This is a genomic window from Lysinibacillus sp. NPDC096418 (assembly GCF_044762775.1).
Lineage (GTDB): Bacteria > Bacillota > Bacilli > Bacillales_A > Planococcaceae > Lysinibacillus.
In genome coordinates this window covers 269,484-295,488 of sequence record NZ_JBIWEY010000002.1, presented here as the reverse complement: position 1 = coordinate 295,488, position 26,005 = coordinate 269,484, and the positions used below count along the sequence as shown (strand labels likewise).

The window sequence follows — 26,005 nt, the reverse complement described above, 5'->3', positions numbered from 1 at the left end:
ATTCCAAAACATAGATAGGACGGCAACGGTCATTAAAACTGAATTAGTAATAAATATCTTTTTATTCATTTTCCTACTCCTTTCAAGCTAAAAAATAGTTATTAATAAATGTCCTTCCGATTGAATGTAACAACTCCTAAAATTGTTGCTAGACTAAATATCACTAAATTTATTGATAAAAAGAACAATAAAGAGCTGATTCCTATTTCATCTGGTGAAGACATAGCAAGTGTGGGCTGTGCCCAAGGATAGAAATTCCCCCATTCGGTCCCTGCTGCTATAAATGCTAATAACGTTAGCGCAACATTTATTGCTATCGGTGTAACAAAGCTCTTAATTTGTGATGCCATCCAGAGTTGAATAGCTACTAAAGCACATACCGCTAAGAAGCCGAGACCAAGCACTTTAAATAAGAAAAACCACGGTATAGAATCTTGGAGTCCAAGTAATAATCCTGTGATAACAAACTCCGATATTAAAATCAGTTGCGTTACAAACACTAGAAATAAAATAATAATCATTTTAGCAATATAGATTATTACTCTTGAGGGCGATAATACCAACATTTGCTTCCAACCCCCTCCTGAATTTTCATTTCTACAACTTAAAGAACAGTAAAATCCTGATAGTATCGGTAACATTATCATTCCGTAAAAAAGTGATGCTTGTGTCCATGCCTCTGTCCATTCATTATCGTCTTTTTGCACTAACATATCTTGATAAGTAAAAAAATTATTATAACCAAGCAAACAACTAACAAGTGGTATTATTATTAATACCGCCCAAAGCCATTGTCGTCTTAACTTCATATATTCAATAAAAACCATTGTCTTTATCAATCCCATTCACCCTCTATCCTATTTCATTTCTTTCTTACTAAAGTGAATCATACCGCTTATTAAGAAGAAGATTCCGACAATAAAACTCATAATGAAAAAAAATGATAAATCTGTATTTGTAATTACCTCATCAAATTTATCAGATGTTAAGATAGGAGTCCCCCAAATTGGATATACCCAAAATAACCATTTTAAATTCTGAAGGAAAAATCCAGAAAGGGTGAATATTATCCCTAAAGAAATAGGAATCATTTGGTTCTGACAAACCATGGATATCCAAAGCTGAAAAGCCATTAATGGAAAAGATACAATATAGGGGTAAAAGGCTTGCTTTAAAATTAATCCCCATGGTATTGGGCCATTAAAGTCAAAAGAAAGACCAATAAAAAGAATAGACCCTACAATAAAAGTAGCCGAAAACACACAGAGTAAAAATAAATAAATAAATTTCGATAAATAGATAGAATATCGTGATATAGGTAAAGCAAATAAAATCTTCCAAGTATTCGCTTCATGCTCAATATTGACTATTTTAGAAGCGAATATGGCGATACTTAGAGGAACCATGATAAACATAGCCCAATGACAACTAATAACAAGAAAAGACCATTCACTAGTATGTAGTTCTTGTGCCATTTCCCTATTAAAGTCGAACCTGAAATAAAAATCAGAAAAATTCATAATAAAAACGAATAACGGAAACATTGTAGCAATCAACAGTAACTTCGAACGTTTAAACTTTATACTATCCCCTATAATGACTTCTCTCATGAATATTCCCCCTTAATAATGTTAAGAAAGACATCTTCAAGCGAAGACTTTACTTCTTCAATTCTGTATACCGAAAGATTAGACTCAACCAAAATATTATTCACCAAAGAAATATGTTTATCATCAGCCTTATTTAAAATCAAATTGCTATTAGGATCTAATTGAATATTGTAATCGAATTTGTTTTCCAAAATACTTTTAGCTTTAATAGCATCATTCACGCGTACTCTAATTTGTGAATCATTCTTATTACGCAATACTTCTATGGAATCTTGGAAAATTAGATTTCCTTCAGAAATAATTCCTACCTGTGTAGCCATTTGATCAATTTCACTAAGTAAATGACTAGAGATTAATATGGTTATCCCATCAGAATCCGGAAGACTTTTAATTAAATCACGAATTTCATGGATACCTGCTGGATCTAAACCATTTGTAGGTTCGTCCAGAATAAGTAATTCGGGTTCTCCTAAAAGTGCTATTGCAATTCCAAGTCGTTGTTTCATCCCTAAAGAATATTGTTTAACTAGTTTATTTTTAGCCTTTGTTAATCTAACAATATTTAATACTTCTTCAATACGCTTTTCTGATATATTAAGCATACGTTGTATAATTTTAAGATTTTCATAACCCGTTAGATGACCATAATAAGAGGGCGATTCAACCAAAGCACCCACTTTTTTTAATATGTGATTTCTATCACTTTCTAGTTGTTTCCCAAATAAAGTAACAGATCCAGATGTAGCCTTTATTAACCCTAATAACATTTTTATTGAAGTGGTTTTTCCCGAACCATTTGGTCCTAAAAAACCATAAATCTCCCCTTTCTTAACTTGCAAATTTAAATCCTTTACAGCATATGTTGTTTTATACTTTTTACATAAATCAACAGTTTCGATTATGTTATTGCACATCCTAAACACCTCCAAGGACAGTATACAAATTGAAATAAAACACAATCTTAACGTTATATTAATTCGATATTAACTTTTAAAAATATCCCCCGAACATCCACTACAAAAAAAAGAACGATCAAGTTTAAAATAAATGGTCCATCTCATTAATGAATAGTGACTATCCATTCTCTAAGAACAATCAAGGGTACTAATTGTATCTCAAACCTGAGTTCATCATGCAAAGACAATTCAAACGATTAATATAAGAAGCATAAAGAATTTTAAAAAAAGAAATAGCACAGCCGCTCAATGAGCTGCTGTGCTTCAATATTTATGCTATAACCTTTTGAACTCGCACAATAAAACACATCCAGATATTTGAATGCTCTTACACGACACTGACCTAATAACTTGAAACATTTAAATCTCCTTTAGAAGTTTAATCTCCAAGTTTTATGATGCTAATCTGTCATTACATTTCCATAGTCGAATAACTATTTCATGATTATGTTTTAGTTAAGCAAGTCACTATTACCATTAGAAATGACAATATCTTCGCTACTGATCGTAGCCTTGATGTCGTCTTGTGTAGAAATTTTCCTCTTAATACACTCTACAATATTGTTATTGTTTCACCATCAAATGTTAAATCTGTCTGTTGGAGGACTACTGAGCACGATATATATAAGGAATAATGCGCCACCTGCTGTAATTCCAAAAAATATCTTACCACCCTCTGTTGAAGCATTCATGAGTAAAACACTACTAACAATGAGTAAACAGCTTGTAATAGCTGATAAATAAATTGCTAACCTTTGATTATGTTGGAGAAGATAAAAAGCTACTACAATTACAATATAAAGCACACTAACTAGCATGATTGCCGGAAATAGTGGTTGAAATTTAGCTGCGTAAACAAAGTAATCAAGTTGACTAATGTCATACCCATTCGTGATCTCACTATTAAATAAATTAGAAAATGGTGTTGAGTATTTCTATTCCCAAGGGTTGTCTATAATACCGCTTCCCTCATACCAAGCAACTGCCGTTGATCCCAGTAAAGTTAGAATTCCAACGATTAGTTGTAACACATATTTAAACAATTTTCGTCCTCCTTAACCATCCCATCAAAAAACAAAGTACCATTAATCTATGTCCGCTTTTGCCGGCTTTTCTTCAAATGAGCAACGCACCAAATACACAACAGGATGTTCCTTTAATTCGTTCGCTATTGAACTTGGTTCGTTGACAAGATCCCCCCAGTTCGACTTAACGCTAATCGGATTTTCTTCTGAGTAAACAATTTGTCCAATCGCCATATCTTCCATTAATGGAGTATTCTCTTTAATAAAAGGGCTCGTCACTCGAGAACTCATACCCGGTATTTCCATAACATTTTTCACTGATGAAGAGCCAGACTCATCTGTAACCGCTATTGTAACAATCCCTTTCGACATTTCAGGCATTTCTTGAATAGAAACAAGGATTTGCCCATCTTTAAACATTTCCGTTCCTAAACTGGCAATGATTTCGTCCACCAATTGCCCATATTCATATTTTTCTAGCCATACTTCTAACTTTCCGCCTTGTTCGTCCACTGAAACATCATAGATAAACATTGTCTCACCACCAGCAGCTCTCAACAAATTCTCTTCACGCGCATCCATTTGCGCATTTTCAATTGTATTTTTACGGGTTTCTTCTACATCTTCTTGATTGCAAGCCACTAATACCGTCACAAGCAGCATACACCAGAGGACTTTTCTCAACGTTTATACCCCCTTCAGTTTTCACCTTTATCTAGAAAGTCACTTAAATTACAACGAAAAAAACTAAATACCCCAATGAAATATATAATAATCTCCACTAGACAATTGTTTAGATAGTTTAATCATCTTTTCAAATTTTTCTATAGTGCTATCTCGATTAAAACTTACTATTTCCTCACCTTCAGAATAACCATTGAAATAAATTAGCTTTTTAATCACACTAGGACCATTCTTAAACAAATCTCTCCATGCTGTAAAAATAGCGATTAAAGAAGGCGCTGAATGCTCATCAAGTAAGGTTATTCCAATATTGTTAAGCCCTAAGTCTTTTGGTCTTCCTGGGAGTGCAGGGTTTGCACTCGGAATCCATGTTAGAGAATCGAAAATATAATCATATACATCGATATCAAGTGTAGTGTAATCAACAATAATATCCTTGTAATTGTCAATATTCCTACAAAAATATTGAAAAAAATCATCATCTTGTGTTTCGGTCTTTTTTATCAAATAAAATTCATGCATATAGATCCCCCAATAAATAATTTACTTCTCTGGTTACTGTCAATAGTAATAACAATTAGAATCGTTACATCACAGTCATTGTGTAAGGAGCATTCGTAGATTTATCTCATCATTTCACTGTATATGTATAGGTTATAAAACGCCGGCACTAGTAGCGCAACTGCTAGACAAAATACAGCAGCTAACTTATATTGTTTAATTAATCGTTCTTCATTGTTTTTCAAATGTTGAAAGAAGGTTAATACACAATAAAGGCAAAGTACGATAAAAATTGTTGAGAGAATGCCAATCCAGTTTGCTGCTCCAAATAAACCTAAATTCCCCATAACGACACCTACTCTCCTATCAAATTTAGAACCTCTAAATACTGCTAAGCCATTTTCTCTAGAATTTTATAATCTTTCGTTTTACTAATCGAGATGTTATTTCTTTCAGCATACCGCTCCAATTCTTCTAGAACAGTGTCTGGACGAAACAAAGAAATGCGTAGATTCCAGCCTTTATTTAATTTCACGATAGCTATCCTCGTATACCAACTAATTCGTTTAAAATGGATCATCCGAACATCCTGCGCATTCACTTGTTTTTCATAAATCGTGAAAGTGAATAATTGGATACGATAAAGTAGTGTCTGTTCATTTATGTCAAACTCATACTTCAAAAAATACATTAGCATACAAGTAAGCGCTATCAGAATTGTAAACATCCAAAATAATGTTTCTCCCCACCTTACGGGGACAAGAATTAAATCCAGTCCAAGCAAAAATACAATTAAGTGCTTTGGCGTTGTTGCTTTATACATTAAATATTCCCCTTTTTATCCATATTACCAATACTGTAGTAAAATAGTTTCGATATAAAAACCATTAAAACTCATGCTTTTAGGTATCATTTACTTTAAGTCCATTAAAGACAACGACATTATATCTTACAACCCCTCGTTAGTTCCCCTTAAATAACTGCACAAATTGTACAACTGGATGCTCATTACTACAGTATTTGTAACAATATCATTCGAATCTGCTCATGGATTTGATAATCTTTATACAGCTCAGGATACTTGTGAATATGGTTTTTAAAAAAGTCATAGTATGGCTCTGCTTCAAAAAAGTCATTTTTTAAATATTGAATCTGATTCAATGGAATCTTATTCACTGAATCCGTCAAAACATAACTCATCGTACCATCTGTATTTTCGCAATATCTTAGGTATGCCCAGTGAAAATCACTTTGAAAGTCTGTCAGTGCTGCCAACTCCTCTTCAAAGTCTTTTTCTACTTGATAAACATCTTGTGGAAAAGAGCCTTGTTCTTCTTTAAGTTTTTCCAATTGCTTTAAAACCTCATTACTTATCATCAGTTCTCATCTACCTTTCCTATTTTAAAATATGAATATTGCACCAACATCCACTAGTCTTAAAGATTTCCAATCGGACAGAATCTTCTTTAAAGTAGTAGATACATAAAAAAAAGTTACTCAAACCGATCTAAATTTTGGATTCGATTCAAAAAGATAGTAATATCTCCTCGTTTAATAGCTTCTGTCGAGTCATATTTTCCTTCTGGTATGCCCTTGAAATTGCAATAGGCTGTCCATATTTTAGACTCTCCTGTAAATAGCAGATTTGAGTATTAAGCAACTTGAGTGCCCCCTCCCACCATCTAATTTTTGGTGCTACCGTTATCTTTGCAGGTCGAAGTCACTTCTTTCTTTTCGTTCATGACTAGTTCTGTTGCTAGAATATCGGGACACTATTACTAACTAGGGCAATTGAAACATCTGATATTGTTAGAATTTCTATAATTTTCATCCGTGCCCTCTACTTCGTTATTTTAGAGTAAGCGTGCAGATTCCTATTTTTTATCGAATCTCACATACACTGAATCTTGATATGTCGAATTCTCTTTTTGAATGGTAGGAAAATCGATTCTGTAACAAATTTGTTGTTCCGTTTCATTTGTAACAGTAATTGTTGTTTCATCTAAATACTCTTGCAAGTTTAAGTTTTCTTTTAATGTCGGCTCAAAACTACTGTTAGGGTGAATCTCAATCAAACAATCTATATTTTGTCTAACCAGCTGTACATCTTCCATTGTTGTTGCACGGATTACTTCATATTTAGCAGCTAGTAATTTTTCGATTTGTTCTCGAGTAAGAAATTCATTTGACATGATTATTACCTCCCCCTTTGCCATACTTCAATCTTAACAAAAACTTTGTCAGTTAATGAGAGACGCTACTTTTATATTTACTCGGATTTATCTTCATTCAGCAAATATGTTCATGGACCGATAGCGGAGGGCTGGCGCACACTAACTTCTACTATATTACTAAATTGACAACCATATACATTATACCTAGAATAAGTAGGTGAAACTATTAAAATACTAAAGGAGAATAATATTATGAACAAAAAAATTGCTATGTTTCTAGTTTTCCTACTTTCATTTTCAATTTTACTACCAGTAAAAAATTCAAAAGCGGCTGGATTTTCAGATGTACCCACAACCCATGCAAACTATGACGATATCATGTTTCTACTAGATAAAAGGGTAATCGAGGAAGCATCTACTTTTGGCGGGGCAACTATTGTCACACGTGAGGAAGTAGCTGTTATGATTGCAAAGGCTTTACATTTAGACGGCTCACCTCGCGACACGAAATTTAGCGATGTACCATCTTCGAACCAAAACAGTGGCTACATTCAATCTGCTGCTGAGGCTGGTATTATTAACGGCTATGACGGTGGTCTATTTAAACCAACTACACAAGTTACACGTGGGCATATGGCGGCATTTATTGCGCGAGCGTTTGACTTGCCAGCAGGTAGCAAGACTTTCACAGACGTGCCGAGTAACCACACGGCATTTGACGCTGTTAAACAATTAGCGGCTGCGAACATCACAACAGGCTATGCTGATGGTACATTCAAACCGCAAAACAACCTAACACGTGCACATATTTCAACATTTATTACGCGCGCAATTCGTTATCAAGAAACTGGTACAGCAATCAATACACCTGCGCCAAAACCTGTACCAACGCCGACTCCACTGCCAACACCAAGTCCTGCACCGCAACCCGACTTGAGCTCAGGCACTTATGTAATTCCAGGTGCACCAACTTCCTTTAAAAACTGTACAGAATTAAAAGAATATTATCCGAACGGTGTTCAAAAAGGGCACCCAGCTTATACAACTAAGATGGATCGCGATAATGATAATTGGGCATGTGAATCAAAATAATTTTTTTAGGATAGAAAAAGCGCAGGAGCCACACAACCCCGACGCTTTTTCCTATTAATTGTTGATCCCGTTCTTTTAAAAAAATTTCATCCAAATGACTTTAATCCAATAATTCCAATTACTATTGCTACAATACTTACTAATCTAGCAAAGTTTTTTGATTCCCCAAAAAATAAAATATTTACTACTACTGCACCAACTGTTCCAATTCCAACCCATACTATATAAGCAATACTAGTTTGCATATATTGAAAAGATTGATATAACAGAATAAATGACAATGTAAACCCACTTATATAAAGCAATAAATTCCAGACTGTTTTTTTCTGACTAAAAAAGCGTAGGCCAACAACACCTAGAATTTCAAATATAGAGGCTAATGTCACGTATATCCATCCCATTACACATTACCTTCTTTCACGTTTTCAGCCTGGGGATCAAATAATTTCAGTCCTATTACACCCGATAATAAAATGATCATAAAAAATAATGAAGCTATTTTAAATTCTTCACCAAAGATAAAAATATCCATACAAGCTGTGCCTAATGTACCTACTCCAGCAAAAATAGCGTAAACCGTCCCAGTCGGTAGATTTTCACATGCTTTTGATAAGAAATAGAAATCTAACATGATCAGTGTTATAATAATTCCCCAATGCCACCAACTGCTCGCTACATTAAATCCAAAAAGCCAACACAACTCCATAAGGCTCGTCATTCCTACATAAAACCAATCTTTTTTCATATTTACGCCTCTTCACCTTTGACTGACATTCAGTCATAATAGTTTTTAATAAAACGTTACATAAAAGTAACGTTAATTTAAAGCATTATTAACAAATGACAACAATTCTTTAAACTGTAGCTCAATTTCTTCATCCACTGATTCATCATACAAATATAACTGTTCAGCTGTTGATTCGATAATCGCAATCATTAATTTCGCTGTTCTAGCTGAGTTAATATCTTCGCGTATGTCTCCATTCTGTTTGGCTCTTTCTAAGAATTCAAACATCCATTTATAAAATGGGGCATAAATATCTTCCCATTGTTTCAAATGTTCGCTTTGAGACAAACCTGCATATAAAAGTGTGAATAACTTACTTTTTTTATCAGTTAATGTGAAAACAGCACTAATGAGCTGTTCTAGCTGATCTTGAAAATTAGATGTTAAATTAACATTTTTGTCTACTTCTTCAATAATCATCGAGACTACTAATTTTGCAATTTCAGGCATAACCGAAAATTTACTCGGAAAATACAAATAAAATGTCCCTTGGGCAATACCAGCCTCTTTTACGATATCTGAAATTTTGGTATTTTCTACACCCTTTTCACTAAAAACCTTCACAGTTGCATCAATTATTAACTGTTTTTTATCCAAAACTATACCACCAACTTTCTGCGTATTTTTATACTACTAAAAAAACGACTGAATGTCATTCATTTTATTATTATATTACCCATTCTCCCCTTGTCGGCATTATACATAAAAAGGGAATTCTCAAAAATCATTGTTAGCTACAGTGCTTTTGTCTATTATAACCTTCAGTTTCCATTATTTTAGAAAAATGCCCACACGTGAATGAAATAAAATTCATTTGATAATACACCAAAAGAGGAGATGATTAAGCTATTGCATAAAACCATTTCTCCTGGCCCTTTTACTCGAAAAGTACAGATACTGAGAGATTCACCTAACTATTAATAGGCATACAAATAGTCCGATTAGTCATACACCTCATATATTAACTAAGAATCATATCTTATCAAAACAGGAGGTCATAAAAATGTTCAATCGCAATCGCCATCATTCACATGGTTGTAAAAGAAGAAACACTCATTGCTGCCCATCACAAATGATGCCAGCTCAGTATGGTCCTGGTCAGTTTTCGCCACAAATGATGCCAGGTCAATTTGATCCATCTCAGCTTTCACCACAAATGATGATGCCAGGTCAATTTGATCCATCTCAGCTTTCACCACAGATGATGATGCCAGGTCAGTTTGGCGGAACTCCGCTTTCAACGCAAATGATGCCAACTCAAATCGCTCCAACTCAGTTTTCTCCGCAAGAGCAATTCGTTCGCACAAATGTCATGCACACAATTGTTCCACACGTTCATCCAGCACATGTTACAACAGTTAACAAACACATCATCGATCATCAGCACCACTTCCCAGTGACAGAATCCGTTGTAAATGAATGCTGCGAAAATCATACGCTGTGCGAAACGCCACACCACCACCACAAAAAACACTGCGACCATCATAAAAAATAGTAAGTCCTATTCTCACTCGTTTTACAACTACCTTCGTTTTGCTAGTAACTCACATTGATACGCCAGGCTACTGCCTGGCCTTTTTTGTGTATACTATTACCAACACCCTCTATTCCCCACCGTAACCTTCACATACATTTAAATCATAATTATGATAAACTATTATTGAAACTTTCTATTTCCACTACCGTCTATATTAAATACATACACTTGAAGGGACTGAACTATGCGCAGATAGCAATATTTTTTATCCAACTGTCTATAAAAATTGGAGGGAAAAGTATTGATTACAGAATTACACACAGAAAGATTACATTTACGAAAAATGAACGTAACAGACTCCCAAAATTTGTATAAAATTTGGTCTGATCCAGATGTTACGAAGTTCATGAACATCGCAAGCTTTACCAATGAAGATCAAGTAATTGAAATGATTGAAATACTTGATGAATTAGCACAGGAACAAAAAGGGATTCGCCTGACAATTATTGAACGACACTCGAATGAAATCATCGGTAGCTGTGGATTCAATTCAATTGACTTTGAAAGTGAAAAAGCTGAAATTGGTTATGACATCGCTAAATCTTATTGGGGAAAAGGCTATGCACCAGAAAGCATCAATGCCTTGTTAGATTATGCTTTCCAAACATTAAAACTAAATCGTATTGAAGCAAAAGTCGAACCTGAAAACACGAACTCAATTAAAGTTTTGAAGAAGTTAAACTTCACGTTTGAAGGCACTCTTAGACAGTATGAAAAAGCTAAGGGAAACTTTATTGACATCAATATGTATTCACGACTACGAACAGACTAATTTAAGCTTCTCTGGGATGTCCAATAAGTCTTTTTAAGCCGAACTACGGCATTTCTATATGGGGTAAAATCCGCTTGGCATTCCGCGGGCACTGCATAAGACACAACCCTCGCCAGAGCGGTGGATTGCGTCTTACTTCATGTGCTATTCTGCAGGGGTCTATGCGGATTTTTACCTGTATATCAAAAAACATACTATCCTAGGTTAGTCTTTTTTAATTTATGATTACTTCAACACAATAGACATGTCATCTTTTAATTATGTCTGTTCATTTTGATACATCGCTAAAACTTCTTTTGCTTGTTTACGCAAACCGTCTATCAATACCTGTGGCTCTATAATGCGTGCGTGTGTGCCCAATCTATAAAATAATGGCGTAATAAATCGAATCTCTCCTTCATCAATATCTGAATCAATGTATCCACTTCCATCTTCGTTTGTTACAATTAACTCTTCAAAACTAGGGTCGCATTTACATTGACGTACCCCTTCCATTGTCAGCTGAACATGCAACCGAATAGGCTTATGTACTTCACTCGAATCAAACCATTGTTCTAAATTCATGAATACATCATCATTTTTTTCGGTTGATAGAATGGCATGGATGCGGTCTACACGATACAATAAAATTTTTTGCTTACGATAATCATATGCAGGTAAATACCATAATCCATCATGGGCATAGACACCAATTGGTCGAATATGTTTTGTAGTTAACCCAGATTGTGATTCATATTGAATGTGTAAGTTTTTTGTTTCGATTGCAGCCTCTAAAACCTCTTTTAATAGCGGTGTCTCAATGAATCTTTTAGGGCTCCAAAAGGTGACATAAGAACGCATTTTATCAATTTTCATTTTGGCGTCGCCTGGTAATGAGCTATATAATTTTTGGGCAACAGAGCTGATTTCTGCATCAAAAGGTAAGTTTCGATAGTAACTAAGTGATTGGAATGCAAAAAAGATCGCGACCGCTTCTTCTTCCGTAAATAAAATTGGTGGCAGTAGTCTATTTGGTAATACTGTATATCCCCCGTTTCGACCTTGCTCCGCGTATATAGGTAAACCCATCTCACTTAAATCTAAGATATATCGATGAACTGTACGGATGGATATATTAAATTCATCTGCTAATTCCTCTGCTGTAAACTTCCTTTTCGCATTCACAAACACGAGTATATCTAATAAACGCTTTGCCTTTGACATTTTTCTCACCTTCCTCCTTAATCATGTCATTAGTTGTCATGTTTTACGGTTAGTATAGTGTATACCTTCTAATTTTATCAATGAGGGCTATTCTAAAATAAAAGGAGACAAGTTTATGACACGTGAAGTAATTTTATATATTGGTGTTAGTTTAGATGGATATATCGCAAAGGAAGATGATGACCTGCAATGGTTAGAAGAAGTTGAAGGCGAAGGTGACAACGGCTATACAGCGATGTATGACACGATAGATACGACGATTATGGGAAAAAGAACATATGACTATGTGATGGAACATGCAGTTGATTTTCCTTATCCTGATAAGAAAAATTATGTCTTTACTACTTCTGAACAAGGCTCAACAGATTACGTGGATTTTGTGAATGTAAATGTCGTAGCGTTTACCAAAAAGTTAAAAGAACAACAAGGAGCTAAAATATGGATGGTTGGTGGCTCTGGAATACTCGATGCTTTTGTAAAAGAAAATTTAATAGATGAATATATTATTACGGTCACACCTCATATTTTAGGATCTGGTATTCCTTTATTTAAAGAAAATAATCCACAAATAAACTTAGAATTAGTCAATACGAAGCGTTATGGACAGTTTGTAGAACTGCATTATAAGGCAAAAAAATGTTAGTTATTTGACAGTCTTCCTGATTTATAATCAACATAATAAATACGGCTCAGTATCTGTTGTATGTAGGAAACTGATCGTGGTAACTTTGTCAAATAATATTAAATTCTGAAAAAGGACTTGACCTCGAGGTATTATCATACTATAATTTCGATTATTATTCTAAATATCGAATGAGCGATGACAAGAACATATTAAGCCAGATCTCCCTGTTGGCAGAGAATCAGTGGTTGGTGGAAACTGATACAAAGATCTGTGTGAATTTCATTCTTCGAGCTTTTTTTATACTACATCTTAGAACAAGTGGTATGAAAACGGATTAAACCGTTACTTTAACAAGTGGGAAACATGTTTTGTTTCCAATTAGGGTGGTACCGCGTGAACAACCACGTCCCTATCGTTACAGATAGAGACGTGGTTGTTTGTCTTTTTATTGAGACAAGAAATACTAAAATAGATTGGATTGATTAGCATTCAAACATCACAGCAATGGTCATCGAAAATTGGTTTTATTTTATCTGCTGCTGGATCGGCCATAGGAGTAGGCGCAATTTGGAAGCTTCCCTATGTAACTGGCGTAAGTGGAGGCGGGGCATTCTTCCTGCTATTTATTTTATTCTCTTTATTTATTGGTTTTCCGTTGTTATTAGCAGAGTTTATTATTGGTAGAAGTACACAAAAGGAAGCTGTTAGTGCTTATCGTACATTAGCGCCAAATACGAATTGGCATTGGATTGGGAAGTTAGGGGTTTTCACTTGTTTCCTATTATTATCCTTTTATAGTGTAATTGGCGGATGGATCCTTATTTACTTCACCAAAGGTTTATTCGGTGGCATCATCAGAGACGGTGCAGATTATGCCTCTGTCTTTAACGCTACGATTGGAAACCCTATGTTGGTTATTGGCGCGCAATTTGTATTTTTAGCTTTCACCGTTCTAGTTGTAGCAAAAGGAATTCAAAATGGCATTGAAAAAGTTAATAAAATTTTAATGCCTGCATTATTCATATTATTTTTTGCTCTAATCATTCGCTCACTTACACTCGATAACGCGATGGAAGGAGTGAAATTCTTTTTAGCACCAGATTTCTCAAACATCACATCAGAAAGTGTTTTGTTTGCGATGGGCCAAGCTTTCTTCTCTTTAAGCGTCGGCGTATCCGTAATGGTAACGTATAGTTCATACCTTTCGAAAAAAGAAAGCTTAATTCAGCCAGCTATTTCGATTGTTTCAATGAATCTATTCATTGCTTTACTAGCAGGTTTAGCCATCTTCCCAGCTGTCTTTTCACTAGGTTTAGAACCAGCTGAAGGACCAGGTCTACTGTTTGTTGTATTACCTGCTGTATTTGATCAAATTATTTTTGGTGAAGCTTTCTTATTAGGATTTTTAGCGTTATTCTTATTCGCCACATTAACTTCTGCCTTTTCAATGTTAGAAATTATTGTAGCTTCTATCGTAAAAGGCAAAGAAGAACAGCGTACAAAATATGCCTATATTATTGGTGCTTTAATCTTTGCAGTAGGCGTTCCTTCTGCATTATCGTATAGTGTTTTTGCAGATATTTTTATCTTCTCGAAGAGCATTTTTGACTCAGCTGATTATTTAGTGAGTAATATTTTAATGCCACTTGGTGTATTCTTAATCTCTATTTTCGTACCACTGAAAATTAAAAAAAGCACTTTGCGAGAGGAACTATTACAACATTCACGTTTTGGAGCCACTGCCTTTAATATTTGGTTCTTCATTATGAGGTATATTATTCCTCTAGTCATCTTCATTGTATTCCTTGATATTACAGGCATACTTGATAAAATTACTGCACTTTTTTAGGATGAAACCACCCACTATTTAAGTGCACAAATAAAAAGTGCTGAAGCTAGCAGAGACTCTGCTTAGCTTCAGCACTTTTTTACTCATCAAGCGTTTAGGTCTGTGATGGCTGGGACATTAATCTCTTTGACACATGCAACGTTTGATAAACTCACAACACATTTGACTAGAGAGACAATGTCTTGGACCGGTATGCGTGTGCCGTTATATTCAGAAATAGCTTTTTCAGCACCTTCTTCAAACGGGATTTCGGCAGCTAGTTCACCTGGATTAATGCAAGTCACAGCAATTTTATCTTTCCTAACATGTTCGCGTAGAGCATTTGTAATCCCACGTAGTCCAAATTTAGAAGTTACGAAAGACACTTGAGAATTATTTGTATGATCTAACCCTGCAGTTGATCCAATCAAAATGATCTTCCCACTTTCAGACCTTCTTATATTAGGTAACAAGGCTTGGATAAAGGTTATTGTTGATGTAAGATTTATATTAATTATTGAAGCAATCTCTTCTGGTTCATCTAGTTCAAAGTCGTAATGATCCTCAAACCCTTCCTTTTCCCAAACTCCGACATTATAAATTAGTACATCTATTCTTTCATTTTGAAGAGCTTCAGTAATTATGTATCTATTATTTTGCTGTGATAAATCGGCTTCCAACCATATCCGCTGAACGCCATCATTTAAGTCTAAGCTATTAGGCCTGCTTCTAGAGACAATCCACACCTGGTCTCCAGCATTCGGTAAACCTTTAACAAATGCGTCACCTAGCCCTTTACTAGCCCCAAATACAATGTATTTTTTCCCGATTTGAACCAACCCTTTCTAACCACAACATTTATCTGAATATTATCACTAATGTTTTAAAATTACAAACAACCTACCTTTCTATAAATACACTTTTTGTAAAAGTAAATATCTCTTTAAACGGAAGTGTCAGCAAGTTCGCGTTATCACCTAAACAGAAGGTTATTCAAACTAAATTATAAAAAAGTCGAATCGGGTTTAAGTTCCCCACGCCCAGTTATTTTTGAACATATGGGTTTACAGTATATTACAAAGTCTATACTAAAAGAAGATACAATGCCAAATGAGATTCAAATAACCCGTGGATTATCGCCTTTATATATGCTTGATTTAGAGTAAACATTGCTATATGTAAGTACATGGAAAGAAGGGCAGCGAATCCTGGGGGATTAGCGAGCAGCTTGAGACCCTGCAGGAGTACATCGAAACAGTGTTTTGCGACGAAAGCATAGCGGTAGGAGCCAACGAAACTGCTCAAGGTTCGCCCCTAGAAAGCGTCCGCCTGCAGATTAATGTGCTGTCAAGTACTGATTTTAGTGTAGGGCTATTATTGATATAAATTTTTATATTTTTATAAAATGAATGAGAAATCTTTTTTGGAGGTCAAAATGCCAGAACAATTTTTAGTAAAAATGAAAAATTACATTAAGCCAGAGTGGTGGTTAGCGTTTTTCTCTGCAATTATCATAGGATTTTTGACACATGCCTATGTATTTTTAAATCGATTACCTAATCATGATGGCATGATAAATATTTATAATACACAAGCAAAATTGGTCTCGGGTCGATTCTTCTTAGGCCCCGCAAGTGGAATGAGTACATTTTTTGATTTACCATGGGTGATTGGGCTATTATCGATTCTTTTTTTAGCATTGTCAGCTGTTTGTGTAGTCATTTTATTTAACTTAAAAAAGAAGTTTTCAATCATAATTGTGGCAGGATTAATCGTAGCATTTCCAAGTGTTTCTTCGACGTTTGCATATTTATATACCGCTGATGGTTATATGCTTGGCATTTTATTAACGATGCTAGCTATTGTATTAACACGACAATATAAATTTGGATTTTTAGTTGGGGCTATTCTAATGGGGCTAGCAGTTGGTATTTACCAAGCAAATTTGTCGATTGCAATGGCATTCATCACTTTATATCTCATATATTGTATTCTATTTACCTCAATTCAAAACAAGTACTTGTGGCAACTAGTTGGTCGTTTTGGTCTGATGGGTACAGTTGGTATGAGTTTTTATTTTGTGGTGTACAAACTCTATACAAATGTATTCGGGGGAGCAATTACAAACTACCAAGGTTTAGATAAGGTTGGGGCAGTGTCTCTGGGTGATTTCCCAAATAAGCTCCCTTTAATATTTCAACAACTTAAAGGTTTCTTCTTCTATAGTTATACAACATCCAATCAATTCAATTTTTTTGAGATATTAAATGCGGTCATTTTCGTCTTAATCGCAATTATATTACCTATATGGATTTTTAAAAAAAAATTGTATAAAAAAGTAAGTCAAATGCTTGCTCTGGTAATTCTCATTTGTACATTGCCAATTAGCTATTACATTTTATTTTTCATCTCTCCTGATGTTGGTTATCATATGCTGATGGTCTTTAGCATCAGCACAACCTATATATTTTTAGCACTCTATTATGAAGCATTAGACGAGCTAAAGCCTGCTATGTTTGAAAAAGCTATGGCCTGGATGGTAGTCTTCGTATTAGGTTTATCCATATTTAATTTTAGTTTAATTGCCAATATTTCTTATTTCAATATGGAGTTACGTTTTGAAAAATCATTAAATCTAGGGTCACGTGTTTTAACCCGTATCGAGCAATTAGACGATTATAAAGATATTAAAAAAATTGCTGTTTCAGGACGAGTTCCGATGAAAACTAAGCTGGCCTTTGAGATATTGCCTCAAAGTATTCCCATTATGACTGGTGCAATGGGAGATACCGTTTTAACTGCTTCATATCATTACAAATCAATGCTAGAAAATTTCCTTGGTTATCGTATTGATGCTGCATCAGAAGAAGAGATGCAAGCCATTTATCAGACGAAAGAGTTTGAAGAAATGGGTGAATGGCCTGCAAAAGATTCAATACGTGTCTTTGATGATATTGTAATGATTAAATTTCACTAAAAAATTTGAAAAGGGGCTTCCGAATTAGTCTTTTTAAGCAGAATAACTGCCTTATTATATGGTGAAAATCAAAAAAACTTTTTTTTTAGAACAGTCCCTTCTTAGAATGATTGCAGTAGCCTTAGGACATGGTGCTGATTTTTTGTTCCGGCTGGAAACTTATAATCATTTAGTTTGCGCGGAAAACATTAGGTACAATTGAATTCTTTGATCGTATGATGGTGAAACTCACAATAGCATAGTCTTTGTGAGTTTCTTTCTTTTAAGGTAAAGAAAGTTTCAAGTATAAACTGTTCTCTAATTAAAATTCAATAATTTTCTACTGATATATAGGTGGGTGCATTATGAGACTGTCAATTGTTGTTCCCTGCTATAACGAGGAACAGACATTAGAAAAATTTTATATAACGATCCGGGAAACGCTACGTGATTGCAATTTTTCTTACGAATTAATTTTAATTAATGATGGTAGTAAAGATAAGACGCAACAAATAATGGATAGTTTATCAAGTAAAGATAGCAGAGTTCGTTTCGTGTCATTTAGTAAAAATTTCGGCAAAGAGGCTGCTATGCTTGCAGGTATTACTTATGCAAAGGGTAATAATGTTATCCTCATGGATGCAGACTTACAGCATCCACCATCTTTAATTCTTGAAATGATTGAAAAAGCCGAGCTTGGTTATGATCAGGTCATTGCAAAAAGGAATCGTAACGGAGAAGCTTTTTCACGCTCACTTTTCACAAGAATATATTATAAAATTATTAATTCTCTTGTTGATGTGGAACTAACGGATGGTATCGGAGATTTTAGGCTTTTGACTAGAAAAGCAGTTGATAACTTACTACAACTAAAAGAATTTAATCGTTTTTCAAAAGGCTTATTTTCTTGGATTGGTTTTAATGAATATATTATTGAATATGACAATGTTGTGCGTGAAAATGGGGACAGTAAATGGTCTTTTAAGCGCCTATTGAATTACGGTATTGATGGTGTCATTTCTTTTAATAATAAACCATTACGAATTGCAATTTATTTTGGATTAATCGTTACCTTTTTTGATATTTTATATGTACTCTTTATGCTAATACGAATTGTTATTTACGGAGTAGATGTACCAGGTTACTTCACGACAATCGCATCTATCTTACTTATTGGTGGACTCCAATTATTTTTCATGGGCATTGTTGGTGAATATATTGGTCGTATCTACTACGAAGTAAAGAAACGACCACATTATATCATTCAAAAAACTTCTGAAATGATCGATAGTGAGGATTAAATGAATGTTGAAGAAGTTTTTTAATATAGAAATATTACGATTCATTATCGTCGGGGTTGTGAATACTGGGAATTATTTCGTTTTGTATTTACTATTTTTGCATGTAGGTCATCTCAACTATATGATTTCACATATTTTAGCGTTTTTAATAAGCATGGTCGGTTCGTTCTTTCTGAATTCTTATTTTACGTATCGTACGAAACCAACGTGGAAAAAATTTATACAATTCCCAATGACGTATGTCGTCAACCTAACAGTAACTACGTTTGGCGTTTACATTCTAGTTGATTTACTTAAATTGAATGAAACAATATCACCTCTAATTGCTTCATTTGCAGCGATTCCATTTACCTTTATGATCTCAAAAAAAATATTAAAGAAATAAAGTTGGTGCGGCAAACATTTATTCAAATCCATTTTCAGATTAGTACTGATTGTTGCAATTAAATTGTATATTGTAATTGTCAGTACTCTATTCCTATAAGCTAATTAGTATCTAAGGAAACACCTCAAAAAACATTAATCAATTTCTATATTTCCGACAGAAACAGATATATTTATTTTAGCGTCACTATTAGGTACCTCATTTACGATTGCTTTACCTGCACCCTTTTTTACGATGGCCAATTTACTTTCATTATCTTTAATATCACCATTTTTTGTCGAAATGTTTAGTCCTATATTAGTAGTGTCATTCGGTAATTTGACTTTTACACTGCCATTGGAGATTTTAATTTTATTTTCTCCTTGAACACCTTTGAGAACTAAATCCTTTAAACTTCCAACTTTATTTATAATATTTATTTGTCCCTCTACCTCTCCCAAATAAATAGAACCATTCCCCGCTTTAACATTTAAAAGCCCACCTTGAAAACTATTCAATCTAATCGTACCTGTATCAGCAATAAGAGATAGCTGACTAATTTCAGCAATTTGATTCACATCAATATTCCCATTTTTCGTTCCTAATTGCATTTCATCCAAATATCGTGGTGGTATATTTAAAACTATATTCCCTCTGTTTCTTTTACCAGGTAGAATTTTCTTCCACCCCTTATCAATTGTAACTACATTTATAGTGGCTTTGTTATTGCTATACGTGATATCAATGTTTGGTTCTCCAAATATACTTTTTTCACCTTGATATTCAATAGATAAATCTGAATGCTCGCTAATTACTTTGATGTTAGAAAGATCCGCATTAACCATTATACTTTTTACTTGCTTTATGTTTGATTGAAATTCAAAATGACTTTTAAAATTGTTCAATGAACCTAAAATTAATAATGACATTAAAATGATTCCTCCCCAAATAAGCTTTTTTCTCCACATACTTCTCCCCTCACACCTTAAATGTTTTAATATATAAATGTTTTAATATATAAATGTTTTAATAACTAAAACATTTAGTAATTACAATATATATCCACTTCTGCATTCGTGTCAATATTTTCAAAAAAAAACAGATCTATTTATGATCTGTTTCAAATAATTTTTTCTATTTTTTTTAATAAGCCATTTATTTCTGATAAATAATTTGTAATACTCTCTAATTTTTCGATCGAAAATTTCGAAAATATTTCATCTACTCTCTCTTCTCCTTTTTTTGTTAGTGTGACTCTTACCACTCTTCTATCATCTTTTAGCCTTACTCGTTCAATGAAATCAAGTCCCTCAAGTTTATCGCACATATTAGTTGCAGCTCCAGGTGTTAAGAGAAATGCATCAGAAACATCGGTAATTTTTAAAAAACCAAATAATCTCAATCTCAGCAATAAAAGAACTAAATTCTCAGAAAGGTCTTCATCACGAGTAAGTACTGTCACGAAATTTTCGGATTTAATTTGAACATTAAACATTTCCTCCATTAAAGCTCGAACTGAATCATCCTTATTTTTATCCATGATCATCATCCTTTATTATTAATTTACAGTTTTAAATATAGACCATCCCAAAATATGTGCTTGATTTAGAGTAACCGCCAATATAGGGAAACACATGGAACGGAAGGTGGTGACACCTTAGCAATTAGAGAACCTGCAGGAGCCACGAATGCTAAAAACGTCACGTCCTGTGGCAATTTATCTGCGCGAAAGCAAAGCGACAGCAGCACAAGCCTTCATGACTAACATCTTGTAACAGACGCTTCGCTTTCGCTACATAAAACATTGGTTACCCCTAGCTGCTCAAAGCTCTCTCTCTGGAAAGCGTTCGCCTATAGTTGATGCCGTCAAATACAGATTTTAGTGTAGAGCCTAAAATATATAGTAATTATATATTATCAAATAAACAATATATATTGGCGATTTAGTCGTTAATTAAACTTACCTACTCTGTTTGTGAAGTAAGTTGAACAAAAAAGAGGCATCCTTATGAAAAGGATACCTCTTTTTATGATTACATCATTAAAGATTAAAGTTTTACGATGTTTGTAGCTTGTGGGCCACGTTGACCGTCTTCTACTGAGAATTCAACTTTTTGACCTTCGTCAAGTGATTTGAAACCTTCACCTTGGATAGCTGAGAAGTGAGCGAATACGTCGTTTCCGCCTTCTACTTCGATGAATCCGAAACCTTTTTCTGCATTAAACCATTTTACTGTACCTTGTTGTGTCATTTAAATGACCTCCATTAATTGTATTAAATAATATCATCTTTTTTCAAAAGAAAAAATTCACATATTACAAAAAGTATCGAACAAAACACGATTACTCTTTGTAATATGTGAATTCAATGTTTCCTTGCAAACGATCTTATTAATTTCATTATATACTATAAAATACTATTTGTCTAGTGCAAAAACGTACTTATTAACTTCCACCAATTATTGAGGTAAGAAAATACCACTACTGCACTTTAGAAACTATTAGAAGACATCATTAAGAAGTTGATACAGGTATTCAATAAGGTAAACTATATTTTGATGAGCTAACGAAAGTATTTATATGATAGAAACCAGTGATTCCAAGATTGGTCCCGGATTAAAATAAATATTACTATCGAAACGGAACGACAGAAGCTATTTTTAAGATTCTGTCTTTTCTTATTTTTTCTAGTGTAGGTACCTTATTACGATCCTTGGTTAATGCATTAACTACTTTTCACTGTCCTGAAGCAAACCTTTAACAAGATAGGAGTTGAAATATTCGGATGCTGCTTATGGTGTCATCTACCTGATAGAAAACGCATTACCCGTTACTTCTAATAATCGAAATGTGAGCAAATAAAAAAAAATAGCATAGTCATTATTCTTATAAAGTAGATAAAAACATAATTTAGGACACATTTTGCTTTTAGGGAACTTTAATCATGCTCAATCGAAATCATTTCCCTCTTCAACTTTACGAATGGTTTCCGTTTTCGCATTAACTTCAACTTCATATATCCTGTTTTGAGGTGTCAAAATAAAGATTTCATACACTAAAACGCCATTTTCCATATCCAGTCCATAGTGTATGATTTGACCTGGTACTCTTTGTACAGCAACTTGCATTACTTGTTGGAGAGAAATTCGTTGACTATATGAAGGCATTTGATTAACCATAAAGATATCTTCCTCATTCTAAATACATGTCCTAATAGTATGTAAAATGAAAATTACTTGCCTCTTCTCCGATTAATTTATCGACATATACAAATTAATAGAAAAAAGAAAAGCGTTGGAGCCTAGTAGCCCCAACGCTTTTGATTAATACATTTTTAAATATTGGTCGCGTTCCCATTGATGTACTGTTGTGCGGTACATGTCGAACTCGATTTCTTTAGCTTCTTTAAAGTTCGCATAGATGTGCTCGCCTAGAGCTTCTTGCGCCACTTTGTCTTTTGCAAGTAATGCTAAAGCGTCATCAAGTGCAGGTGGTAAGTTTTCGATACCATTTGCTTGGCGCTCTTCCTCAGACATTACATAGATGTTGCGGTTAATCGCAGCAGGTGGTGTTAATCTTTGACGGATCCCTTCAAGGCCCGCTTCTAAAATAACAGCCATTGCTAAGTATGGGTTCGCTGCTGGGTCCACTGAACGTACTTCAACACGAGTTGAAAGGCCGCGTGCAGATGGAATACGAATAAGTGGTGAACGGTTTTGAGCAGACCATGCTACGTAACATGGCGCTTCATAACCAGGTACTAAGCGTTTATAAGAGTTAACTGTTGGGTTTGTAACAGCTGTGAAGCCTTGTACGTGTGCAAGAACACCCGCCATGAACTGCATAGCTGTTTCAGAAAGACCTAGTTCTGTTGATTCATCGTAAAATGCATTTTCTTTACCATTGAATAAAGAAACGTTGAAGTGCATACCAGAACCAGCTTCGCCGAATAACGGTTTTGGCATAAATGTTGCGTGTAAGCCGTGTTTGCGAGCAATAGTTTTGACAACTAATTTGAATGTTTGGATGTTATCACAAGCTGTGATTGCATCTGCATATTTAAAGTCAATTTCGTGTTGACCAGGTGCTACTTCATGGTGAGATGCTTCAATTTCGAAGCCCATTTCTTCTAGCTCTAACACGATATCGCGGCGGCAGTTTTCACCAAGGTCAGTCGGTGCTAAGTCGAAGTAACCACCGTGGTCATTTACTTCTAAAGTTGGCTCGCCTTTTGCATCTAGTTTGAATAAGAAGAACTCTGGCTCAGGCCCTAAGTTGAAGCTTGTGAAGCCCATATCTTCCATTTTCTTTAGAATACGTTTTAAGTTATTACGTGGGTCACCTGCGAACGGTTCGCCTTTTGCAGTGTAAACGTCACAGATAAAACGTGCTACTTTCCCTTTTTCAGAAGTCCAAGGGAACACTACGAAAGAATCTAAATCAGGGAATAAATACATATCTGATTCTTCGATACGAACGAAACCTTCAATAGATGAGCCGTCAAACATCATTTTGTTGTCTAGTGCTTTGTCTAGTTGGCTTACAGGAATTTCAACGTTTTTGATTGTGCCAAGAATATCTGTAAATTGTAGACGAATAAAGTTAACATGTTTTTCTTCGATTAGACGCTTAATGTCCTCTTTTGTGTATTTACCCACAGTTTTCCACACTCCTATAAATTGTCTAGCTTATATCATTACCCGAATCTATTAAGAAAAGCATAGAAGTGCACATTCATACCCAGCGACCTCGAGGGTATGGCACTTTTACCTAGACACTAATAGAATCGAGATAAATCACCTTGTCGGATGGACGATTTTTGCATACGCTGTGCTTGACGCATCTCTTCACGCATAACACGACGTAGTTCAGTATCGCTTAAATTTGTTTCTTCAACTACGACAGGATCTTGCTTTTTAGCAAAAATCTTCTTAATTTTCGCTATATTCATACCCTGCTCCAAATATTCTTTGATTTCAAGAAGAATATCAACGTCATTTAAAGAAAACATACGACGATTTCCTTCTGTTCGGTGCGGCTCAATTAAATGGTGTTCTTCATAATAACGAATTTGTCGCGCAGAAAGCTCGGTCAATTGCATCACGATACTCATAGATAATAACGGCATATTTCGTCTAATTTCACGACTCATTTAAGTCCCCTCCAATACCCGCTTATCATACAACGAAAAAATTTTACTGTCAACGTAGATGTAAGGTTTCCTAACATGCTTTTTTCAGAATTTTTTCATGTTAGACAATACTATGAAAAAAACTGTCCAAATTTATGCTTCGGACAGTTTTTTTATACTTATTTTTTTATCTTTTGTACGGCACTACAAATCGCAAATTTAACATGCTCGTACGTTAATCCACCTTGAATAAACGCTGTAAATGGCGGACGAATCGGGCCATCTGCTGTTAACTCAATACTTGAGCCCTGAATAAACGTACCCGCTGCCATAATCACGTCATCCTCATAGCCTGGCATGTACGCAGGCTCTGGCGCATAGTGCGCATTAATCGGAGAATTCGCTTGAATCTCGCGACAAAATGCAATCATCTGATCCGCAGTTTGGAATGATACCGATTGGATTAAATCTGTACGGTGCTCCGCATAGCTTGGCGACGTGCTCATTCCTATTTCCTCTAGCATAGCTGATGTGAAAATTGCTCCTTTTAACGCCTGTGATACAACATGTGGCGCTAGGAAGAAGCCTTGATAGAAATCGCCCAATGTATTTAAGGTTGCTCCTGCTTCAGCACCAATGCCCGGTGACGTCATACGGTACGCACATTTTTCCACTAAATCGGCGCGACCTGCAATATAACCACCAATTTTCGCTAGCCCACCACCTGGGTTTTTAATTAGTGAGCCCGCTATTAAATCGGCTCCAACTTCTGTCGGTTCCTGCGCTTCAACAAATTCACCGTAGCAGTTATCCACAAAAATAACTGCCCCTGGTGCAAGTGCTCGAATCTTCGTACACATTTCTTTAATCTGTTCAATTGTGAATGAAGGTCGTGTTGCATACCCCTTCGAACGCTGGATCGCAATCATTTTTGTGTTCGGCGTAATCGCAGCGTTTACACCTTCCCAGTCAATGTCCTTATTATCGATTAGATTTACATGGCTATAGCCAATTTTATAATCTTTTAATGAACCCGTATCCTTATCACCACCATCGACAATCGATTGCAGCGTATCATATGGCTTCCCTGTAATATATAGTAGCTCGTCTCCTGGTCGCAAAACACCAAATAGACTTAGTGTAATTGCATGTGTACCAGAAATTATTTGTGGACGTACAATTGCCGCCTCTGCCCCAAAAACTTCTGCATAGACGCGCTCAAGATTGTCACGCCCCTCATCATCATAACCATAGCCATTTGATGGGTGCAGATGGTAATCACTCACCTGATGAGTTTTGAAAGCCGCTAGCACTTTTTGCTGATTAAAAAACGCCATTTCCTCAACTTTCGCATGAAATGGTCTCACCTTTTCCTCTATTTGTGTGGCAAGAGCCAACGTTTCTTCTGTTAAATTTGTTGTAAAAGTCATACTTTTCGTCTCCGTTTCGATTTGTTCCT

The 26,005-nt window shown here is 35.0% G+C and carries 29 protein-coding genes, 1 pseudogene and 1 other annotated feature; of the genes and pseudogenes, 8 read left to right on the top strand and 22 right to left on the bottom strand.

What is annotated here, in order from left to right; genetic code table 11:
• Positions 1–101: 101 nt before the first annotated feature.
• The 10 genes and pseudogenes from ACIQZG_RS03985 to ACIQZG_RS03940 form a co-directional block, all read right to left on the bottom strand.
• A complete protein-coding gene (locus tag ACIQZG_RS03985) occupies positions 102–809 on the bottom strand; it encodes an ABC transporter permease (RefSeq protein WP_402753868.1) in 708 nt (235 codons plus the stop codon).
• Positions 810–857: 48 nt separating this feature from the next.
• Complete coding sequence (locus ACIQZG_RS03980) at positions 858–1,610, bottom strand: ABC transporter permease (protein WP_402753867.1); 753 nt, start codon at positions 1,608–1,610, stop codon at positions 858–860.
• Complete coding sequence (locus ACIQZG_RS03975; RefSeq protein ID WP_402753866.1) at positions 1,607–2,524, bottom strand: ABC transporter ATP-binding protein; 918 nt, start codon at positions 2,522–2,524, stop codon at positions 1,607–1,609. The genes ACIQZG_RS03980 and ACIQZG_RS03975 overlap by 4 nt, the downstream gene beginning before the upstream one ends.
• A gap of 620 nt (positions 2,525–3,144) precedes the next feature.
• Positions 3,145–3,597 (bottom strand): annotated as a pseudogene (locus tag ACIQZG_RS03970) (YjdJ family protein).
• Between the two features lie 54 nt (positions 3,598–3,651).
• Positions 3,652–4,275, bottom strand: a complete 624-nt coding sequence (locus ACIQZG_RS03965) for a hypothetical protein (RefSeq protein WP_402753865.1) — start codon at positions 4,273–4,275, stop codon at positions 3,652–3,654.
• Positions 4,276–4,338: 63 nt separating this feature from the next.
• A complete protein-coding gene (locus tag ACIQZG_RS03960) occupies positions 4,339–4,797 on the bottom strand; it encodes a hypothetical protein (RefSeq protein WP_402753864.1) in 459 nt (152 codons plus the stop codon).
• A gap of 101 nt (positions 4,798–4,898) precedes the next feature.
• Positions 4,899–5,123: a hypothetical protein gene (locus tag ACIQZG_RS03955; protein ID WP_402753863.1), complete on the bottom strand. Its 225-nt coding sequence runs from the start codon at positions 5,121–5,123 to the stop codon at positions 4,899–4,901.
• A gap of 44 nt (positions 5,124–5,167) precedes the next feature.
• A complete protein-coding gene (locus ACIQZG_RS03950) occupies positions 5,168–5,599 on the bottom strand; it encodes a diguanylate cyclase (RefSeq protein WP_402753862.1) in 432 nt (143 codons plus the stop codon).
• Between the two features lie 188 nt (positions 5,600–5,787).
• A complete protein-coding gene (locus ACIQZG_RS03945; protein WP_402753861.1) occupies positions 5,788–6,126 on the bottom strand; it encodes a YxiJ family protein in 339 nt (112 codons plus the stop codon).
• Between the two features lie 524 nt (positions 6,127–6,650).
• Entirely contained in the window at positions 6,651–6,968 is a 318-nt protein-coding gene (locus tag ACIQZG_RS03940; RefSeq protein WP_402753860.1) for a hypothetical protein, read from the bottom strand.
• A gap of 234 nt (positions 6,969–7,202) precedes the next feature.
• Here ACIQZG_RS03940 and ACIQZG_RS03935 point away from each other — a divergent pair, with 234 nt between their 5' ends.
• Entirely contained in the window at positions 7,203–8,042 is an 840-nt protein-coding gene (locus ACIQZG_RS03935) for an S-layer homology domain-containing protein (RefSeq protein WP_402753859.1), read from the top strand.
• Between the two features lie 86 nt (positions 8,043–8,128).
• Here the strand turns inward: ACIQZG_RS03935 and ACIQZG_RS03930 are convergent, their stop codons facing one another.
• The 3 genes from ACIQZG_RS03930 to ACIQZG_RS03920 all read right to left on the bottom strand — a co-directional run bounded on the left by ACIQZG_RS03930 (position 8,129) and on the right by ACIQZG_RS03920 (position 9,426).
• Complete coding sequence (locus tag ACIQZG_RS03930) at positions 8,129–8,443, bottom strand: DMT family transporter (protein WP_402753858.1); 315 nt, start codon at positions 8,441–8,443, stop codon at positions 8,129–8,131.
• Complete coding sequence (locus ACIQZG_RS03925) at positions 8,443–8,787, bottom strand: DMT family transporter (RefSeq protein WP_402753857.1); 345 nt, start codon at positions 8,785–8,787, stop codon at positions 8,443–8,445. The genes ACIQZG_RS03930 and ACIQZG_RS03925 overlap by 1 nt, the downstream gene beginning before the upstream one ends.
• A gap of 72 nt (positions 8,788–8,859) precedes the next feature.
• Positions 8,860–9,426 (bottom strand): TetR/AcrR family transcriptional regulator, encoded by a 567-nt coding sequence (locus ACIQZG_RS03920; RefSeq protein ID WP_402753856.1) that lies wholly within the window; start codon positions 9,424–9,426, stop codon positions 8,860–8,862.
• A 406-nt stretch (positions 9,427–9,832) separates the two neighbouring features.
• Here ACIQZG_RS03920 and ACIQZG_RS03915 point away from each other — a divergent pair, with 406 nt between their 5' ends.
• Positions 9,833–10,324: a CotD family spore coat protein gene (locus ACIQZG_RS03915; RefSeq protein WP_402753855.1), complete on the top strand. Its 492-nt coding sequence runs from the start codon at positions 9,833–9,835 to the stop codon at positions 10,322–10,324.
• 283 nt (positions 10,325–10,607) lie between these two features.
• Positions 10,608–11,138, top strand: coding sequence for a GNAT family N-acetyltransferase (locus ACIQZG_RS03910; RefSeq protein ID WP_402753854.1), 531 nt, complete (start codon positions 10,608–10,610; stop codon positions 11,136–11,138).
• Between the two features lie 258 nt (positions 11,139–11,396).
• On the opposite strand, the gene ACIQZG_RS03905 is transcribed toward ACIQZG_RS03910, so the two are convergent.
• Positions 11,397–12,341 carry a helix-turn-helix transcriptional regulator gene (locus ACIQZG_RS03905; RefSeq protein WP_402753853.1) on the bottom strand — a complete coding sequence of 315 codons (945 nt, stop codon included), beginning with the start codon at positions 12,339–12,341 and terminating at the stop codon, positions 11,397–11,399.
• Positions 12,342–12,456: 115 nt separating this feature from the next.
• On the opposite strand from ACIQZG_RS03905, the gene ACIQZG_RS03900 reads away from it, so the two are divergent.
• Positions 12,457–12,984, top strand: a complete 528-nt coding sequence (locus tag ACIQZG_RS03900) for a dihydrofolate reductase family protein (protein WP_402753852.1) — start codon at positions 12,457–12,459, stop codon at positions 12,982–12,984.
• 168 nt (positions 12,985–13,152) lie between these two features.
• Positions 13,153–13,380 (top strand) — a binding site (T-box leader).
• A gap of 73 nt (positions 13,381–13,453) precedes the next feature.
• Positions 13,454–14,815 (top strand): sodium-dependent transporter, encoded by a 1,362-nt coding sequence (locus ACIQZG_RS03895; protein WP_402753917.1) that lies wholly within the window; start codon positions 13,454–13,456, stop codon positions 14,813–14,815.
• 86 nt (positions 14,816–14,901) lie between these two features.
• On the opposite strand, the gene ACIQZG_RS03890 is transcribed toward ACIQZG_RS03895, so the two are convergent.
• Entirely contained in the window at positions 14,902–15,624 is a 723-nt protein-coding gene (locus ACIQZG_RS03890; RefSeq protein WP_402753916.1) for an SDR family NAD(P)-dependent oxidoreductase, read from the bottom strand.
• Positions 15,625–16,229: 605 nt separating this feature from the next.
• On the opposite strand from ACIQZG_RS03890, the gene ACIQZG_RS03885 reads away from it, so the two are divergent.
• The 3 genes from ACIQZG_RS03885 to ACIQZG_RS03875 all read left to right on the top strand — a co-directional run bounded on the left by ACIQZG_RS03885 (position 16,230) and on the right by ACIQZG_RS03875 (position 19,436).
• A complete protein-coding gene (locus ACIQZG_RS03885; RefSeq protein ID WP_402753851.1) occupies positions 16,230–17,771 on the top strand; it encodes a glucosyltransferase domain-containing protein in 1,542 nt (513 codons plus the stop codon).
• Between the two features lie 344 nt (positions 17,772–18,115).
• On the top strand, positions 18,116–19,051 hold the full coding sequence (locus ACIQZG_RS03880; protein WP_402753850.1) for a glycosyltransferase family 2 protein: 936 nt from the start codon (positions 18,116–18,118) through the stop codon (positions 19,049–19,051).
• A gap of 4 nt (positions 19,052–19,055) precedes the next feature.
• Positions 19,056–19,436: a GtrA family protein gene (locus tag ACIQZG_RS03875; protein WP_402753849.1), complete on the top strand. Its 381-nt coding sequence runs from the start codon at positions 19,056–19,058 to the stop codon at positions 19,434–19,436.
• A 134-nt stretch (positions 19,437–19,570) separates the two neighbouring features.
• Here ACIQZG_RS03875 and ACIQZG_RS03870 read toward each other — a convergent pair whose 3' ends face one another.
• From ACIQZG_RS03870 to ACIQZG_RS03840, 7 genes are all read right to left on the bottom strand, one after another.
• Entirely contained in the window at positions 19,571–20,383 is an 813-nt protein-coding gene (locus tag ACIQZG_RS03870; protein ID WP_402753848.1) for a DUF4097 family beta strand repeat-containing protein, read from the bottom strand.
• Between the two features lie 152 nt (positions 20,384–20,535).
• Positions 20,536–20,955 (bottom strand): MarR family winged helix-turn-helix transcriptional regulator, encoded by a 420-nt coding sequence (locus ACIQZG_RS03865; RefSeq protein WP_402753847.1) that lies wholly within the window; start codon positions 20,953–20,955, stop codon positions 20,536–20,538.
• A 508-nt stretch (positions 20,956–21,463) separates the two neighbouring features.
• Positions 21,464–21,667, bottom strand: coding sequence for a cold-shock protein (locus ACIQZG_RS03860; protein WP_038187584.1), 204 nt, complete (start codon positions 21,665–21,667; stop codon positions 21,464–21,466).
• Positions 21,668–22,363: 696 nt separating this feature from the next.
• On the bottom strand, positions 22,364–22,594 hold the full coding sequence (locus tag ACIQZG_RS03855) for a PepSY domain-containing protein (protein ID WP_402753846.1): 231 nt from the start codon (positions 22,592–22,594) through the stop codon (positions 22,364–22,366).
• A gap of 144 nt (positions 22,595–22,738) precedes the next feature.
• Positions 22,739–24,073 carry a type I glutamate--ammonia ligase gene (gene glnA / locus ACIQZG_RS03850; RefSeq protein WP_402753845.1) on the bottom strand — a complete coding sequence of 445 codons (1,335 nt, stop codon included), beginning with the start codon at positions 24,071–24,073 and terminating at the stop codon, positions 22,739–22,741.
• Between the two features lie 119 nt (positions 24,074–24,192).
• Positions 24,193–24,567, bottom strand: coding sequence for a MerR family transcriptional regulator (locus ACIQZG_RS03845; RefSeq protein ID WP_402753844.1), 375 nt, complete (start codon positions 24,565–24,567; stop codon positions 24,193–24,195).
• 158 nt (positions 24,568–24,725) lie between these two features.
• The gene (locus tag ACIQZG_RS03840; RefSeq protein ID WP_402753843.1) at positions 24,726–25,976 is read right to left on the bottom strand and encodes a methionine gamma-lyase family protein; all 1,251 of its coding nucleotides are present in this window, start codon (positions 25,974–25,976) and stop codon (positions 24,726–24,728) included.
• Between the last annotated feature and the right edge of the window lie 29 nt (positions 25,977–26,005).